12 protein-coding genes are annotated in these 16,670 nt (G+C 75.1%); 4 read left to right on the forward strand and 8 right to left on the reverse strand.

Going from position 1 to position 16,670, the window contains the following annotated elements:
* Positions 1-78: 78 nt before the first annotated feature.
* From ACIP84_RS21490 to ACIP84_RS21505, 4 genes are read right to left on the reverse strand one after another with little or no spacing between them, the layout of a single operon-like run.
* On the reverse strand, positions 79-684 hold the full coding sequence (locus ACIP84_RS21490) for an ATP/GTP-binding protein (protein ID WP_355969578.1): 606 nt from the start codon (positions 682-684) through the stop codon (positions 79-81).
* Positions 665-1,117 carry a DUF742 domain-containing protein gene (locus tag ACIP84_RS21495; RefSeq protein ID WP_401799448.1) on the reverse strand — a complete coding sequence of 151 codons (453 nt, stop codon included), beginning with the start codon at positions 1,115-1,117 and terminating at the stop codon, positions 665-667. Before ACIP84_RS21495 ends, ACIP84_RS21490 begins: the two co-directional genes overlap by 20 nt.
* Before the next feature lie 11 nt (positions 1,118-1,128).
* The gene (locus ACIP84_RS21500) at positions 1,129-1,572 is read right to left on the reverse strand and encodes a roadblock/LC7 domain-containing protein (protein ID WP_229315576.1); all 444 of its coding nucleotides are present in this window, start codon (positions 1,570-1,572) and stop codon (positions 1,129-1,131) included.
* Positions 1,569-4,583 (reverse strand): nitrate- and nitrite sensing domain-containing protein, encoded by a 3,015-nt coding sequence (locus tag ACIP84_RS21505; RefSeq protein WP_401799451.1) that lies wholly within the window; start codon positions 4,581-4,583, stop codon positions 1,569-1,571. The genes ACIP84_RS21500 and ACIP84_RS21505 overlap by 4 nt, the downstream gene beginning before the upstream one ends.
* Before the next feature lie 435 nt (positions 4,584-5,018).
* Between ACIP84_RS21505 and ACIP84_RS21510 the strand changes: the two genes are divergently transcribed.
* Entirely contained in the window at positions 5,019-5,387 is a 369-nt protein-coding gene (locus tag ACIP84_RS21510; protein WP_401799452.1) for a hypothetical protein, read from the forward strand.
* Between the two features lie 122 nt (positions 5,388-5,509).
* Here ACIP84_RS21510 and ACIP84_RS21515 read toward each other — a convergent pair whose 3' ends face one another.
* The 4 genes from ACIP84_RS21515 to ACIP84_RS21530 form a co-directional block, all read right to left on the reverse strand.
* Positions 5,510-10,201 carry a hypothetical protein gene (locus ACIP84_RS21515; protein ID WP_401799454.1) on the reverse strand — a complete coding sequence of 1,564 codons (4,692 nt, stop codon included), beginning with the start codon at positions 10,199-10,201 and terminating at the stop codon, positions 5,510-5,512.
* 112 nt (positions 10,202-10,313) lie between these two features.
* Complete coding sequence (locus tag ACIP84_RS21520; RefSeq protein WP_355963586.1) at positions 10,314-11,240, reverse strand: hypothetical protein; 927 nt, start codon at positions 11,238-11,240, stop codon at positions 10,314-10,316.
* Positions 11,241-11,841: 601 nt separating this feature from the next.
* The gene (locus ACIP84_RS21525) at positions 11,842-13,386 is read right to left on the reverse strand and encodes a hypothetical protein (protein WP_401799456.1); all 1,545 of its coding nucleotides are present in this window, start codon (positions 13,384-13,386) and stop codon (positions 11,842-11,844) included.
* A 79-nt stretch (positions 13,387-13,465) separates the two neighbouring features.
* On the reverse strand, positions 13,466-14,176 hold the full coding sequence (locus tag ACIP84_RS21530; protein ID WP_401799458.1) for a GntR family transcriptional regulator: 711 nt from the start codon (positions 14,174-14,176) through the stop codon (positions 13,466-13,468).
* A gap of 118 nt (positions 14,177-14,294) precedes the next feature.
* Here ACIP84_RS21530 and ACIP84_RS21535 point away from each other — a divergent pair, with 118 nt between their 5' ends.
* Genes ACIP84_RS21535 through ACIP84_RS21545 form a run of 3 tightly spaced genes read left to right on the forward strand, consistent with a single transcriptional unit; the run spans position 14,295 to position 16,608 of the window.
* A complete protein-coding gene (locus tag ACIP84_RS21535) occupies positions 14,295-15,083 on the forward strand; it encodes a LamB/YcsF family protein (protein ID WP_401799460.1) in 789 nt (262 codons plus the stop codon).
* Entirely contained in the window at positions 15,080-15,730 is a 651-nt protein-coding gene (locus ACIP84_RS21540; protein ID WP_355963600.1) for an allophanate hydrolase subunit 1, read from the forward strand. Before ACIP84_RS21535 ends, ACIP84_RS21540 begins: the two co-directional genes overlap by 4 nt.
* A complete protein-coding gene (locus ACIP84_RS21545) occupies positions 15,727-16,608 on the forward strand; it encodes a biotin-dependent carboxyltransferase family protein (protein WP_401799463.1) in 882 nt (293 codons plus the stop codon). Before ACIP84_RS21540 ends, ACIP84_RS21545 begins: the two co-directional genes overlap by 4 nt.
* Positions 16,609-16,670: the final 62 nt, after the last annotated feature.

A 16,670-nucleotide genomic window follows, 5' to 3' on the forward strand; every position in this document is an offset into this window, starting at 1 on the left:
GGCCGCCTCCGGCCGGTCGCCTCAGGGGGTCCTTCGGCGGTACCTCGGAGAGCCTCAGGCGGTCACCTCAGGGGGTCCTCAGGGAGCCGCCGTCGCGTGGCTCCGGTCCGCGAGGACGAGCGCGTGCTCGACGACCGCCACGAGGACGTTCTTCACGGACTCGCGGTCCCGCGCGTCGCACATCAGGAGCTCGACCTCCGGGTCCAGGTCCAGTGCCCCGCGCACGCTCTCCGCGGGAAACCGCCGGGCGCCCTCGAAGCAGTTGACGGCCACCGTGAACGGGATGCCGCGCCGCTCGAAGTAGTCGATGGCCGCGAAGCTGTCCTCCAGTCGGCGGGTGTCCGCCAGGACGACCGCGCCGAGCGCGCCCTGCGCCAACTCGTCCCAGAGGAACCAGAAGCGGTCCTGGCCGGGGGTGCCGAACAGATACAGGACGAGGTCCTCGCGCAGGGTGATGCGGCCGAAGTCCATGGCGACCGTGGTGGTCGTCTTGGTCTCGACGCCGTGCAGGTCGTCGACGGGCCGCCCCGCCTCGCTGAGGACCTCCTCGGTCCGCAGGGGCCGGATCTCGCTGACCGCGCCCACCAGCGTCGTCTTGCCGACCCCGAACCCGCCCGCGACGAGGATCTTCAGGGTCACCGGCTCGACGTACGGCGTCTTGCGGCTAGAGCGCCCGAAGGCCATTGATCACCTCGCGGAGAATGCTCACGTCCGGCAGCTCGGCCGGCGGAACGGGGCGGGTCACATGGACGAGTTCGTCCTCGACGAGGTCGCCGACGAGCACCCGGACCACCCCGACGGGGAGGTCGAGTCCTGCGGCGAGCTCGGCGATCGACTGGGGCTGCTCGGAGCAGCGTTCGACGATCTCCACGTGCTCGGGGGAGAGCGTCTGGTCGCGGCCGGGGTCGTCGGCTGCGGGTTCGGGCACGACCACCGCGATCAGGTCGAGCCGGTGGCGGGTGGCGGCACTCGTCCGGCCGCGGGTCATCGCGTACGGACGGACCACGGGTCCGGCTTCGTCGTCGAACCAGTGGGGGTGGGCCGGGGCGGCGCTCTGGTCCGACTCCGTGTGCCGGTTCGCCTGGTTCAGCTGGTTCCGCTCGGCTGCGTCACTCATGCCGTCCCCACTCACCCTCCCGCGGGCAGACCGGTCCGGGGCGCCGTCGCGAGGTGGACCCCGACCCGCTTCACCATCAGCGTCATCTCGTAGGCGACCTGGCCGACGTCGGAGTCCGCGTCCGCGAGCACCGCCAGGCAGCTGCCGTCGCCGGCGGCCGTGACGAAGAGGAAGGCGTCCTCCAGCTCGACGACGGTCTGGCGTACCTTGCCCGCCTCGAAGTGGCGGCCGACGCCCTTGGCGAGGCTGTGGAAGCCGGAGGCGACGGCGGCCAGGTGCTCGCCGTCCTCCCGGGTCAGGTCCTGGGACGCGCCGGTGGGGAGGCCGTCGCTGGAGAGCACCAGGGCCTTCCGGATGGACGCGACGCGCTGCACGAGCTCGTCGAGGAGCCAGTTCAGCTCGCCGTTTCCGTGGCCGGCGGTGGTGCTGGATGCTGCGGCGTTCGGTGCGGTCATCGACCGTCCCCCTCGGGTGTCGTTCCAGGTGCTGTCGGGTCGTCAGGGTCGGCGTTGTGCTCTCGCCCGCGCTGCCAGCCGCGCTGCATGGCGGCCATGCGCGCGCGTACCTCCTCGGCGTCACGCTCGAAGGAGTCGGCGTCCGCGGGCGCGGCGCCGCCGCTCGTGCGGGCGTCGGCGCGTCCGCCCGTACCGGGCTCGGCCGGGGCGTCGGTCGCGCGCAGTTGGGGAGCGAGGCTGGCCTGACGGACTCGGCGGGGCAGTCCGCCGAACGGCTCGGGGCTCCCCGGCGCCGCCGGACCGTCCGGCGGTACGGGGACGAGGGTCGGGCCGGTGCCGCGCGGGGTGACGGGCAGACCGTGCTGCCGGCCGGTGCCGCGCGGGGGTACGGGCTGATCCCCCGGCCTGCCGGTGCCGCTCGGGGGCACCGGCCGCTCGTCCTGCCCGGTGCCGTAGGCGTGGTGGTCCGCGACGCCGAGGTCTTCGGTCACCCGGCCGGGGGCGGGGTGTGCGCGGCCGTTGAGCGGCAGGTCGAGGTCGGGGAGCGTGTGGGCCCGGTCCGACGCGTCGGCTCCCCGGCTCCGGTCCGGTCCGTCGAGGCCGATGCCCCGGACCGGTCCCTCGACCCCACGGCCGCGGTCCGTCTCGTCCACGCCACGGCCGCGGTCCGGCTCGTCGAGGCGGCGGCCGTGGTCCACGACGAGGGTCGGGGTGCGTCGGCGCGGCAGCGGTACGGGGCCGAGGACGCCCGCGTCGGTGGGCTTCTCCCCCTCGTCCTGGCCGCTCGTCCGGTCCGTGGCCTGCTGGTGCTGGTCGCCGGCGGGCGTGCGTCCGGAGCGGCGCCGGGCGCGGGGCAGGAAGAGGCCGCCGCGTTCGCTCTCGGTGTCGAGGAGGTCCGCCGCGCCGTCGAGAAGCACGCCGTACTCCTCGCTGCCGAGCGGCCCCTCCAGTTCGACGGGGCCGTCGAGCGGACCGGGTGTCTCCGTCACGTCGGGGACCCTGGCGAGGGCCGGGCGGCGGCTGGGCAGCACGCCGTCGTCGACGGTCCCGGCGTCGGCCGGGCCGGTGCGCTCCAGGGTCTTGCGGTCCAGGCGGAAGCCGGCGCCCTGGGTCTCGGGGGCGTCGGTGAGGAGCGCGGCCGGGATGAAGACGACCGCGGTGGTCCCGCCGTACGGCGAGGTCTGGAGCGAGACGCGGACGTTCTGGCGCTGGGCGAGCCGGCTGACCACGAAGAGGCCGAGCCGGTCGGTGTCCGAGAGCTCGAACTCCGGGGTCTCGGCGAGCCGGAGGTTGGCGTCGAGCAGGGCGTCGGGGTTCATGCCGAGGCCGCGGTCGTGGATCTCCAGCGTGAAGCCGTTGGCAACCCGCTCGCCGAGCACCTGCACGGCGGTGTGCGGGGGCGAGAACACCGTGGCGTTCTCGAGGAGTTCGGCGATGAGGTGGGTGAGGTCCGCGACGGCGGGGCCGCCCACGCCGAGGCGCGGGAGCCGGCGGACCTCGATGCGCTCGTAGTCCTCGACCTCGGCGACGGCGGCGCGGACCACGTCCATGAGCTGGACGGGCTTGCGCCACTGACGGGAGGGTGCGGCGCCGGAGAGGATGACGAGGCCCTCGGCATGCCGTCGCATGCGGGTGGTGAGGTGGTCGAGCCGGAAGAGGTCGGCGAGCTCGTCGGTGTCCTCGGTGCGCCGTTCCATGGTGTCGAGGAGGGTGAGCTGGCGGTGGAGCAGGACCTGGTTGCGGCGGGCGAGGTTGACGAACACCTCGGAGACGCCGCGCCGCAGTTCGGCTTGCTTCACGGCGGCTTCGACGGCGGCGCGCTGGAGGGTGTTGAGGGCCTGGCCGACCTGGCCGACCTCGTCCTGTCCGTATCCCAGGTGGGGGACTTCGGTGCCGATGTCGACCTGTTCGCCCGCGGCGAGTCGCCGCATCACGCTGGGCAGGCGTACGCCGGAGACCTCCTGGGCCTCCTTCTGGAGGCGGCGCAGGTCGCGGACGAGGTCGCGGCCGATGCGGACGGAGATGACGATCGAGGCGAGCAGCGCGAGGAAGCCGAGGACTCCGGCGACGCCGACCTTGAGGAGGACGCTGTACGCGGCCGGCTGGACGCGGTCCTGGTAGCGGTCGCCGGCGGCGGTGTTCTCCCTGGCCAGGTCGTCGAGGACGGGGCTGGCGTTGTCCTGCCAGTAGGCGGGGGTGACGGCGCGCGGGTTGTCGGTGGGGCCCTGCTCGATGATCGCGTTCTCGGCGGTGCGCAGCGGCTGGCTGTCGGGGCCGCGCCAGTACTTCTCGAAGCGGTTGCGCTCGGCGGTGGGCAGGAGTTCGAGGTTGACCTCGTAGAACTGCTCGCGGTTGGCGACGAGGTCGGACATCTCGCGGATCTCCCGGGCGGTGATCCGGTCCGCGACGAGCGCGGAGAGGACGAGCGCGTCCTCGCGGGAGAGCAGCTCACGCGCGCGGGTGATGCCGACGAGGGCGCGGCCCTGCTTGTCCATCTCCACGTTCTCGAGGGCGTGGAGGGTGACGAGGAAGCTGTAGCAGGGGTCGACGAGCCGGTTGTAGAACTCGAGGGCCTGCATCCGGCCGATGTCACGCTTCTCCACCGAGCGGCGCAGCGAGGCGATGCCTTCGAGTGCCTGGAGGAGGGAGGTGAGCCGCTGGGCGGTGACGGGCCGCATCTCCTCGCGTACGCCGGGGTCGGCGGCGTTGGCGCGGATGCGGGCGATCTGGCGGTCGGTGGCCCGGCGGGTCTCGTTGAGGGAGCCGAGGGCGTCGGTGCCCCGGGGATCGGCGAGGTAGATCAGGGACTGGCGCCGTTCGAGCTGGATGACGCGGGCGGTGTCCTCGAGGGGGTAGCCGACCTTGTCGACGATGTAGCCGACGTCGAGGAGCTGGTCGGCCTCGCGTCCGGTGAGGACGGTGGCGAAGCCCCACAGGCAGGTCAGGGAGACGAGGGGTACGAGCAGCAACGCCACGATCTTCCGGCGGATGGACTTCCCGCGAAAGCGCATGGCCTCCCCCAGCTCGACCTCCGTGGCCCCGGAGGTCCTTCACGTTCGTGACGTCCGGCGTCAACACGCGGCGTCAACCTTGAGTTTCAACAAACGGCGGCGTGAGCCTACTACTGCATGACGGCCATCCCGAAGGCATGTCCGGGCTATTTTCAGCCGGTCGAGTGAGTCTTGATCATGAGATGTCCCGGTATTCGGGGAGTTGGGGTTGGTCAATGTGGCGTAGGACACCTGATGATGCGCCATTTCTCCGGCCTGCGGAGATGGCTGGAATTATTCGTTCCGGTCCCATCCCGCTCACGTTCATCCCTGGTCGGACGAAACCTTTTCCCTCACTCGTGCGTCAATAAGTACGGGGCGGGTTCTGTCCGTGTATAGGCGCTCAAGACGGGCAACCGTTCCTGGAGACGGTCGGCTGTGGGGAGTGACGGGACAATGGAACACGAGGCGCGGTCGGCGCGGCAGTTGTGGGTGGAGGACGACCGGGCGCGACGGCGGATGCCGGACCCGGTGCGCACCGCCGCCGTACGGGCCGTGATGATCACATCGGTGACGCTCGTCCTTGCGGTCGTGGCGTTCTTCAGCTCCGTGACGGGCTCATGGCTGGCGTTCCCGGTGAACGTCTGCGCGGTGGTCTCCACCGTCGTGGCCACCTGGAGCGTCCTCGACATCTGGATCACCCGTCAGGTGTGGCGCCAGCGCAACGGCGTGGTGTCGGAGCCGAGCAGCACGGCGCGTCCGCCGCTCCGCGCGAAGCGCGAGGAGAGCCGGGCGGAGACGCCGTCGCTGTCCGAGGCGGCCTGACCCGGCGGAACGAGCGCGAGCGGCCCGGCCCCCGTCGAGGGGGCCGGGCCGCTCGCTTGTGCGCTAGGCCGTGTCGTCAAACTCCCGCCTGCCCCGCGACGACGGGAGTTTGACGACCGGGCCTAGAGGGCCGCCGGGTGGCCCGGGTCGTCCGCCGTGTGCCGGCGGAACATCCGCGTCGCCGTGATCTCGCCGTGGATCGTCTCGCCCTCCGCCGCGGTCTGCGGCAGACCCGGGCGGAGGTGCTCCTCCACGCTGATGTACTTGAGGCCGGCCCGCAGGTCGGCGTCGTTGCGCAGCCGGATCACCAGGGGGAACTCGGCGAGCGCGGTCGTGTCGAACAGACCCGTCGTGTACAGGAGCTGCACGCCCAGCGCGTCCGACACGGCCCGCTGGAGCTCCAGCAGGTACGTGGCGTTGGCGCGGCCGATCGGGTTGTCCAGGAACAGGGTGCCCGCGTGCCGGTGCTTGTCGCGGCCCCGGTCGTTGGAGCGGAGTGCCGCCATCGTGCAGTACAGGGCGATGGCCGCGGTGAGCAGCTGACCGCCGGAGAAGACGTCGCCCATCTGCCCGACGGGCACCCGCTCGGCGCGCAGCACCGCGTCCGGCTTGAGGATCTCGACCGAGACGCCCTTCGGTTCGAGCGCCGCCTGGACTCCTCGGAGCAGCAGCGACATGCCGTCGCGGCGCAGGTCGGAGTTCTTCTTGACGGCGGCGCGGGTCGCCTCGTCGACGACCTCGCCGAGCCGCTCCGCGAGGGTGGCCTGGTCGGGCTCCTCGAAGCGGATCCGCAGGAACTCCTGGCCCGACCACTCGCCGAGGCCCTCGGGGAGCCGGGAGAGCCGCTGCGCCGAGCGGAGCGTCGCGAGCGAGGACTCCACCAGGCCGCGCAGCCGGTCGACGATCGAGTCGCGGTTGCGCTCCAGCTGCTCCAACTCGTCGGTGAGGACGCGCAGGCGGGGTGCGAAGGCCTCGGCCCACTTGGCGGCGTGCTCGGGCAGCGCGGACGCGGGCAGTTCGCGGATCTGCTGGCGCGCCGGGGTGCGGACCTGCTCGTAGCGGGTGGAGTTGGCGTGCCGTACGAGGATGTCGCTCGCCTCGCGCACGGACGCGTCGGCCGCCGAGAGCTCGGCCGTGCAGGAGCGCAGCGAGCGGCGCGCCTCGGCGGCCGTCGTACGGGCCTCCTCCAGGGTGCCGGGGTAGGGCTCGGTCTCCTCCCGCTCCTCGTCCGTGTGGTCGCGGAGCAGGTCCCGCAGCAGGGCGGAGGTCTCGTCGAAGCCGCCCGCCGCGTCCTCGGCGGCCCGGTGGTCCCGGAGCAGTCCGGTGTGGGCGGCGCGGGCCGCCTCCAGGGCGTCGGTGCGGGAGGCGAGTTCGGCGGTGGCGGTACGGAGCAGGGCCTGGGCGCGCTCGGCGTCGGCGGGGACGAGGTCCTCGGGCAGCTCGGTGTGCTCCTCGCCGTCCTCGGGGGCGAGGCGCTCGGCCTCGCCGCGGAGGCGGCCGAGCTTCTCGCTGGCCTCCGAGGCGCGGGTCTCCAGCATCTGCACGAGGGATTCGGCGCGGGCGGCGGCGGCCTGCCGGGACGGGCCGTCGGCGCCGTCCGTGGACTCCAGGAGCTGCTCGGCGCGGGTGCGGACCTTGTTGGTGAGGCGGTCGAGCTCGGCGAGGGCGGCGGACTCGTCGCCCTCGGCGCGGGCCTGCTCGGCGCGCAGGTCGGCGCCGACGCCGACCTTCTCGTACAGCTGGGACGCGGCCCGGTAGGCCTCGCGCAGGGTGGGCAGCGCGGCGCGCGGCGCGGGCGCGTCGCCCTCGGGGAGGGTGTCGGGGGCGCCGGCGATCTCGGCGCGCTCGGCCCGAAGGGCGCGGGCGGTGCGGTGGGCGTCGTCGGCGGAGCGCTGGGTCGCGCGGCGGTCCTCGTCGGCGGCACGCGCGCGCTCCAGGCAGGTCTGGGCGCGGGCCTCGGCCTCGGCGGCGTCGTCGGCGAGTTCACGGAGCTTGGCCTGCCAGGCGGACCGCTCGCGCAGCCGGAAGGCGAGACCCGCCAGGGCGTCGGCGACCCGGCGGGCGCGCTGGGCCGCCTCCTGGCGCTCGTCCCGTACCTGGGCGGCTTCGGCGGCGGCCTCGTCGGCCTCCGCGCGGGCGGTGCGGGCCTCGTCGAGGGTGGCGGTCGCAGCCTCCGCGGTCTCCCGGGCGGTCGTGGCGACGGCCGCGAGTTCGGCGAGCATCCCGGGCGGGCAGTCGGCACGCCACGCGCCGATCCGGGCGGCGAGGGAGCGGTCGCCGGCGAGGCGGGCGGCGAGGGTGCGGATCTCCTCGTCGCGGGCGGTGGCGCGGGCACGCAGGGCGTGGCGCTCCTCGTCGGCCGCGTGCTCGTCGTGCATGGCCGGGTTCGGCGGGACCAGGAAGACGCCGCTGTCGTCTGCGGCGTCCTGCGCCGGTACGGGGGCGAGCAGGGCGGCGGCCGTGCCGACGGCCACGGCGGAGCGCGGCAGCAGGGCCGCGGTGCCGAGGACCTCACGGGCGCGGCCGTACGAGACGGGGTCGGTGATCACGACGCCGTCGACCAGCTCGGGGCGGGCGGCGAGCACGCGCGCGTGGTCGGCGGGGTCGACGGCCTGGGCGAGGTAGCGCCAGCCGGGGAGGGCGGGGATGCCGTGCTCGCCGAGGTACTCGACGGTGGCGAGGACGTCGGGGCCCGGCGGCAGCAGGCCGCCGTCGCCGAGGGCGCCGAGGATGCGGGAGTCGTCGGCCGCGGCGGTGCGCAGTTCGAAGAGCTGGCGCTCGGCGGAGCTGACGGCCTGGTCGAGCATGCCGCGCAGTTCGTCGGCGTAGCGGTCGAACTCGGTGACGGTGAGCGGGCCCTGGGGCTCGCCGCCGGTGTCCGCCCCGGCGGCTTGGCCGGGGTCGGCGCCGGGGGTGGCGGCGCGCTGTCCGGGCAGGGGCGAGCCGGTGCCGGGGAGGGGCGAGCCGGTGGCCGGGAGGCTCAGGAGCTCGGCGAGGCGCTGCTCGCCTGCGAGCAGCTCGGCGGCGCGGCGCTCCGCGTCGTAGGCGTTCCCGGCGGCCTCGGCGGCGTCCGCGGCGCGGGCCGCGGCGAGTTCGGCGCGGGCCTCGGCGCCGGCGGCCTCACGCGCGCGGTCCGCTGCCGTACGGGCGGCCTCGCGCGCGGTGTCCCAGGCGGCGACCGTCGTCTTCTCGGCGTCGCTCGCGGCGAGCGCGGCGCGGGCGGGGTCGGCGTCGGGCGCGGTGTCGTCGAGCCAGCCGGCCCGTACGGCCTCGGCGGTCTCCTGCTCGACCTCGGCGAGACGCTGGCGCAGGTGCCCGGCCTCGCTGCGGGCCCGCTGGGCCTCGGTCGCGGCGGCCGTGGCGTCGCGGTGGGCGGTCTCCCCGGCTTCCTGGAGGGCGGTCGAGCGTTCCTCCTCCTCGGCCGCGTGGCGCTCGCCCTCCTCCGCGGCGGCGGAGAGGGCCCGTACGAGGTCGGCCGCGGCCTCGGCACGGGCCGCGAGGGCCGGTGCGGCGTCCCGCTCGGCCTCGCGGATGGCGGCGGCCACGCGCGCGGAGCGGTCGCCGGCGGCGCGGTGGCGGAGGACGACCTCGGCCGCCTGCCAGGCGGAGTGCACGGTGCGGGCGTCGGTGAGTTCGCGGCGCTGGGACGCGGCGCCCTTCTCGGCCGCCGTCAGCGCCAGGGAGGCGTGCCGGTAGGCGAGTTCGGCGGCGATGAGGGCGGCGCGCCCGCGGGCGGTCTCGGCCTCGGCGACGGCGTGTCCGGCGGAGGTGACCTGCTGGGCGAGTTCGGCTCCCCGCGCGCGTTCCACGGCGGCGCGGGCGGAGAGCCGGCGGGCCAGGGTACGGGTGCGGCGCTCGGCGGCCGTGTGGATGTCGCGCGCGGTGGAGCGGGTCGCGGCGGACTCGACGATCCGGTTGAGGAGGTCCACGGAACCGGCGGTGAACTCGCGCTCGGCGGTGAGCTCGGCGCGGCGGCCGAGCTTGTTTCCGAACCCTCCGACGAGGTCGGCGAGACCGTCGGTGTCCCGGGTGTCGGTGACGGCCCGCAGCAGCAGGTCGGTGAAGTCGGAGTCCTTCTTGACCGCGAAGAGGCCGGCCGCCTCGCCCTCGTCGGCGTTCATCTCGCGCTGGTAGCGGAAGAGTTCCGGGTCGAGGCCGAGCTCGCCGAGGTGCTCGTTCCAGCGGTCGTGGATCTCCTCCCAGTAGACCTCCAGGTGCGGGTACGCCTTGCCCGCCTCCGTGATCGCGTCGCGGAAGCCCTTCATCGTGCGGCGGCGGCCGGTGGCGCCGGAGGCGCCCTCGGCGGGCGCGCGGACGGACGTCGCCTCGGCGACGGGGAGGTTGTCCAGGCTGAGTCCGGGGCCGGGACGGAACGAGTACCAGGCCTCGGCGAACTTCCGCGGGTCGGAGGACACCTGCCGGCCGCGCCACTCGCTGGCCTTGCCGACGACGACCAGTTCACCGGTGAGGGTGTGCTGCCACTCCAGGGCGACGTGCCCGCAGTCGTCGGCGAGGAGGAACTTGCGGAGCACGCCGGAGCTGGCGCCGCCCAGGGTGTTGCGGTGGCCCGGGAGCATGACCGAGAAGATCAGCTTGAGGAGGACGGACTTGCCGCCGCCGTTCTCCAGGAAGAGCACGCCCGCGGGGGCGGGTCGGCGCGGCGGGCCGACCGGCTCCTCCTCGAAGAACTCCGCCTGGGTGGGGGCGGGGTGGGGCACGGGCGCGCCGACCCCCCGCAGGTCCAGGACGGTGTCGGCGTAGCGCGCACCGGCGGGACCGATGGAGTACAGGCGGACCCGGGACAGCTCGTACATGGCGAGGGACTCTCGTGCTCTCGTGCTCGGGAAGAACGGTTTCGCGGGGCGGGCGGGCGGTTTCGCGGGGTGGGCGGCCGTTGCGCTGACGGTTGCGTGTTGCGCGGGGCGGTTACACCGACTGCGGCGCGTGGAAGGGCAGGCCCGCGTCGGCCGCGATCTCCAGGTCGTCGCCCTCGGGCGGCGGCAGGAGGGTGGCGGAGCCGTCGCTGACCGGGACGACGCCGAGTTCGAGGAGCTCGGCCATGGCGGCGGACCCGGCCATGTCGCGGACCTGGAGCTGGTAGCGGGCGGTGGTGCGGTAGGAGCCGCCGCCCTCGTCCCCGGTGCGCTGGAGGAAGCCGGAGTCGGTGAGGAAGGCGGCCGCCTTGCCGACGATGCCGGTGGTGGATCCGGCGAGACGGCGGGCGTCCTTGGTGGCGCCGGTGGCGCTGCGGCGGGCGTAGATCCGCCAGGCGGCCTCCAGGCCCGGGGCGTCGGACGCCGGGTCGGTGTTCTCGCCCTGCTCCTCGGCACGCTGCTCCAGGCGCAGGCACGCCTGCCGTACGAAGGCGTCGACGCCGTTGACGGTGAGACGGCCGATGTACGCGTCGTCGGCGAGGTCCTCGGGACGGGGGAAGGCCATGGCGGCGACAGCGAGATGGGCCAGGCCGTGCAGGAAGCGGTCGGCCGAGTCGGTGGAGGCGCGGCGCGCGTAGTCGCCCATGCGGACGGCGAAGACGGAGTCCTCGCCGGCGGTGACGGCCATCCCCGCGCGCGGGGAGACCTCCAGGACGATCAGCCCGAGACCGGTCGCGACGGCGTCGGCGAGGCGCGCGAAGGCGGGGTCCTCGCGGTAGCGGCGGAGCAGCTCGGCGTACTCGGCGTCGCGTGCGGGGAGCAGCTTGGGCTGCAGCCCGAAGGAGACGAGGCGGGCCGCGTCGGAGGCGTCGGCGGGGGTGACGGCGGGCGCGGCGCCGACGCCCGTGGAGGCGGCCGGGGGCTGCGGGGGCTCCTGCTCGCCCCACGCGTCGGCGTACTCGGCGTGGGTTTCGCTCACGACTGGGGCTCCTCGGTACGGCTCTCGGTCGGTGGGGGGTCGGCGGGGGTTGCGGGGCCGGCGGGGCCGACGGGTGCGGCAGGTGTGTCGGGTACGTCTGGTGCGGCGGGTGCGTCTGGTCCGGCAGGTGCGTCTGGTGCGTCTGGTCCGGCGGGTGTGTCGGGGCGCGGTACGGGCAGCGGGACCGGCGTGACGGACGCGGGGCGCTCGACGGCGCCGGGCAGGCCGACGGGCGCGGCCGTGATGTCCGCGAGGCGCACGGGACGCACCGACGGCGGGCCGCTGCGCCGGTCGGACGTCGAGCGGGACCGCTGGGGCACCGCCACGACTCCGAAGCGGGTCGGTGTGCCGGGGACCCGCGGGGGCGGGTCGTCCGTCTCGCCTCGCGCGCCGGCCGGGGGGTCGATCCGGACGTGGCGGAGCCGGGGCCCTGGAGGGGTGGTGGGCGCGGGGCCGACCGGCTCGGGGGCGGGTTCCGGGGCGGGAGCCGACGCCGATGCCTGCTCCTGGCCGGGTTCCGTCTCGGGCGGTCGGACCGGAGGGACGGGAAGGCAGGCGGGGGCGGGCACGGCTGCGGGGCCGGGGACGGGCGGGACGAGGGTCACGAGGCCTCCGTGCGGCCGGCGGCCATGCCCGCGGCGTCGAGCAGCGCCGTACCGACGATGAGGTCGGCACCGCCGAACTCCGGGTCGTCGAGCGGGGTGCCGTCGTCGACGGCGAAGAGCAGGCGCTCCTCGCCCTGGCGGTAGGCCGTGCCGACCGGGGGGCTCGCCGCGTGGACGGCGAGGAGGGCCACGAGGTACGGCAGGTCGGCGTCGAGCTCGCGGGCCTCGGCCAGCAGGCCGGAGAGGCGGCGCGGGGCGTCGTGCTCCAGGTCGAGCAGCCGCATGGCGTTCGCGAGCTGCTCCTCGCTGAAGCGGGAGTCGTCGGGGGTGGCGATGAGGTCGGGTTCGGGCATCTCGGCGCCGAGGTGCTCGCGCTCCACCGGCGGGGTGAGGAGCAGGTCGACGAGGTCGCCCAGCCGGACGGACGCCGGGGTGCGCAGACCGGTGCCGCGCGCGAAGAACGCGTCGGTGACCCTGGCGGCCTGCTCCACGGGGAGCGGCAGGGTCGGCGCCACGAGCTGCCCGTACAGGTCGAGGCCGGTGTACGACGTGGGCGCGGCGAAGGCCTGCCGGTCCTGCTCGGCGCGGAAGAGGGGCCCGGCGTCCAGGAGGCGGGACTGGAGCTGGGTGTGGCGGCGGATGCAGTCCTTCACTATGTCGACGAGCTCGGCGGCGCGCCGCTTGTGCTCGGCCGTCTTCGCGTCGGACGTGGCCTCGGCCTCGTCGCGGGCCTTGCGGATGTTGGTGAGGATCGCGTTCTCGTGGCGGTAGCGGTCGGCGACGTGGTCGAGAGCCTCGGCGATCATGTCGGGCACCGTGTTGAGCCAGTCCACCGCGCGCACGTTGCGCCGGGTGGCCTCCAGGGTCTTGCGGAGGGTCTCGGCGTACTGCACGGTCCGGTACCGCGCCTGCTCGGCGGCGAGCTGGGCGTCGGCCAGGCGGCCCCGGTTGATGAGGACCTCCAGCTTCACCTCGGCGGCGATCTGGGCGCTGGTGACGTCGGTGTCGAGGGCCCCGACGAGGACGTTGACCGCCTCGTCGGTGGTCCGGAGGTAGACACCGCCGCCGTACCCCGGGACCTCCTCGATGAGCTTGAAGTCGTAGTCCCTGCGGACGTACACGCCGTCGGTGCCGAAGGTGCCGTAGACGGCGCGGAAGCCGCGGTCGACGCTGCCGACGTTGATCAGGTTCTCCAGGACCCAGCGGGCCACGCGCTCGTGCTCGGCGGCGGGGCGGGTGGGCGCCTGGGCGGCGACGCGGGGCAGCAGGCGGGCGACGATCTGCTCGTGGTCGGCGCCGGTGTCGAAGTCCATGTTGAGCGTGATGAGGTCGATCGCCGAGAGGGCCACCTCGGCCATCGCGTAGACCGTGTACTCACCCGCCAGGTTCGCCTTGCGCGCGTCCAGGTCGTGCAGCGGGGCGGTGCACGCGAGCGCGCGGAGGCGCCGCGCGAGCCCTTCGTCGGCGGCCGGGCCCTGCGCGGGCCGCGGCCCCGCGCTGAGCTGGGGCGGAGCGAGGTCCGTCGAGGCAGGCGAAGTCACGGTGGACAGATTAGGTCCTCGAACTGACAACGGTCGAAACGGGCAGATGCGACCGGCCTCGACCGGGGCTCCGCGGCGGTCAGTCCGCCGGGCCCGCCGGGGCCTCGACGGCCCTCGCGTACGCGGCGGCGACGCGGGTGCGGGAGTCGTCGAGGTAGCGGACGAGGAGCCGTTCGGCCGTGGTCCGCTCGCCGGCTCGCAGGGCGTCGAGGATCTCGCGGTTCCGCGCCAGGTAGGGCTCGTGCAGCGCTCGCGGGTCGTCGACGACGTGGAACGCGAGACGGAGCTCGGCGAGGACGCCCCGCATCAGCTCGTCGGTACGGGCGCTGCCCCCGAGGGCGACGAGTTCCCGGTGGAAGTGGATGTTGGCCGTGGAGACGCCCTGCCAGTCGCCCGCGCGGACGGCGGCCTCGCCCGCCACCACGGCCGCGGCGAGCGCGTCGAGGGCGTACGGGGGCTGTCCGAGGCCGCGCACGACGGCGCACTCGACGAGCCTGCGGGTGCGGTAGATGTCGTCGACGTCGTCGACCGCCAGGACCCGGACGAAGACCCCGCGGTTGAGCTCGTGGACGAGCAGCCGCTCGTGGGCGAGGAGGCGGAAGGCCTCCCGCAGGGTGTTGCGGGACACGCCGAGCGCGCCGCCGATGGCCTCCTCGGAGAGCCGCGTGCCGGGCGGGAAGTAGCCCTCGGCGACCCGGGTGCGGAGGATGTCCGCGACCCGCTCCGCCGTGCTCGTGCGGCCGAGCAGGACGCGGTCGTCGGTCAGGTCCCCGGCTTCGCTCGCTGTCACGGCGCTCCCTGTCGTCCTCTGCCGTCTTCTTGTCGGATTGTTCAACGATCCTCTACGTTGACGGCATCGTACGGTCCCCCGTGCCGCCCCGGCACGCTCCCCCTGCTGCGAGGTGCAGATGCGCACGCCCCCGGACCAGAGCCCGGCCGAGGCCCTGATCGACCTCAACGCCGATCTCGGTGAGGGCTTCGGACGCTGGACGCTCACCGACGACGAGCAGCTGCTGTCGGTCGTGACCAGCGCCAACGTGGCCTGCGGCTTCCACGCCGGGGACGCGGCCACCATGCGGCGGGTCTGCGAGCTCGCCGCCGCGCGCGGGGTACGGATCGGGGCCCAGGTCTCGTACCGGGACCTGGCGGGATTCGGGCGGCGCTCGATGGACGTGCCGGCCGCGGAGCTGGCGGCCGAGGTGGCGTACCAGATCGGCGCCCTCATGGTCTTCGCGCGGGCGGCCGGCGCGCGCGTGGCGTACGTGAAGCCGCACGGCGCGCTCTACAACCGGGTGGTCCGGGACGAGGAGCAGGCGGCCGCGGTGGTCGAGGGCGTCCTGCTCGCGGACCGCACGCTTCCGGTCCTGGGGCTCCCGGGGTCGCGCCTGCACGAGGCCGCGGCGGACGCCGGGCTGCCGGTCGTCCCCGAGGCCTTCGGCGACCGGGCCTACCGGGCGGACGGCACGCTGGTGCCGCGCGGGCAGACGGGGGCGGTCGTCAGCGACCCGGACGCCGTGGTGGAACGGTCGGTGGCCATGGCCAGGTTCGGCGTGGTCACCGCGCACTGCGGCAGCTCCGTCGCGGTGCGGCCGCGGTCGCTGTGCCTGCACGGCGACACCCCGGGCGCGGTGCACCTGGCGCGGCGGGTCCGGGAGCACCTCCAGGGTGCCGGTGTGCGGATCGAGGCCTTCGCGTGAGCTCCGCGGCCCCGCGCGCGTTGCGCGTGGGCGAGCGGGCGCTCCTGGTGGAGCTGGCCTGCGGCGAGGAGACGGAGGCGTTCCACGCGGAGCTGCTGCGGCGCCGGGCGGCCGGTGCGCTGCCCGGCGTGCGGGAGATCGTGCCGGCCGCGCGGACCGTGCTGCTCGACGGGGTGGCGGACCCGGACCGGCTCGCGGCCGAGCTGAGCGGCTGGGAGGTGGGGCCGCTCCCCGCGCGCGTGGGAGGGGCGATCGAGATACCGGTCCGCTACGACGGGCCCGATCTCGCCGAGGTCGCCGCGCTGTGGGGTGTGTCCGTCGAGGCTGCGGTACGGATCCACACGGCGGCCGAGTTCCGGGTCGCGTTCTGCGGGTTCGCGCCGGGCTTCGGCTATCTGACGGGACTCGACGAGCGGTACGGGGTGCCTCGGCGAGCCACTCCGCGTACGGCCGTCCCGGCGGGCTCGGTCGCCCTGGCGGGGCCGTACACGGGGGTGTACCCGCGCTCCTCCCCCGGCGGCTGGCAGCTCATCGGCAGGACGGACGTGGTCCTCTGGGACGCCGGCCGGGAGCCGGCCGCCCTGCTGACCCCGGGCACGCGGGTCCGCTTCACGGCGGAGGGCGCCGCGGCAGGGGGCGGACGATGACCGACCGGGCCGTCGTGGTGGTCCGGGCCGGGGCGCTGACCACCGTGCAGGACCTGGGGCGTGCCGGGTACGCGCATCTCGGGGTGCCCCGCTCCGGTGCTCTCGACCCGGCGGCCGTACGCCGCGCCAACCGGCTCGTCGGCAACCCGGAGACCGCGGCCGTCCTGGAGACCACCGTCGACGGCTGCGCCCTGCGGCCCCGTTGCGCGGTCACCGTGGCGGTGGGCGGAGCGCCCTGCCCGGTACGGGTGGACGGGCGCCCGGCCGCCTGGGGAACGGCGGTCCGCGTGCCCGCAGGCTCGGTCCTGGACATCGGCACGGCCACGCGCGGGCTGCGCGCGTATGCGGCGATCAGCGGCGGAATCGAGGTCGAGCCGGTGCTGGGCAGCCGCTCCACGGACCTGCTGTCCGGTCTGGGTCCGCCGCCGGTGGCCGAGGAGACGGTCCTGCCGCTGGGACCGGACACGGGCACGGCGACTGCGACGGCGGTGCGGGGTTCGGTCGACGCTCCCCCGTGGCCCGGCCCGCCCGCCGAACTCGTCCTGCGGGTCCGGCTCGGGCCGCGCGACGACTGGTTCACGCCCGCGGCGCTCCGGACCCTCGTCACGCGCGCGTACCGGGTGTCGTCGGCCGGCAACCGCATCGGACTGCGCCTGGACGGACCGGCCCTCGAACGGTCCCTCCACGGGGAACTGGCGAGCGAGGGCATGGTCCTGGGGGCGGTCCAGGTGCCGCCGGACGGGCGGCCCGTGGTGTTCCTCGCCGACCATCCGACGACCGGGGGCTATCCCGTGGTCGGCGTGGTGCGGGAGGCGGATCTGGGCGCGGTGGCACAGGCGGTGCCGGGCACCCCGGTGCGGTTCGCGCCGGTGCGCTGAGCGGGCCCTGAGCGCGCCCTGAGCGGGTCCCGAGCGGGCCTGGGCGGCGCGTCCGAGCGGCG

The sequence above is a fragment of the Streptomyces sp. NPDC088707 genome, from assembly GCF_044752725.1.
Lineage (GTDB): Bacteria > Actinomycetota > Actinomycetes > Streptomycetales > Streptomycetaceae > Streptomyces.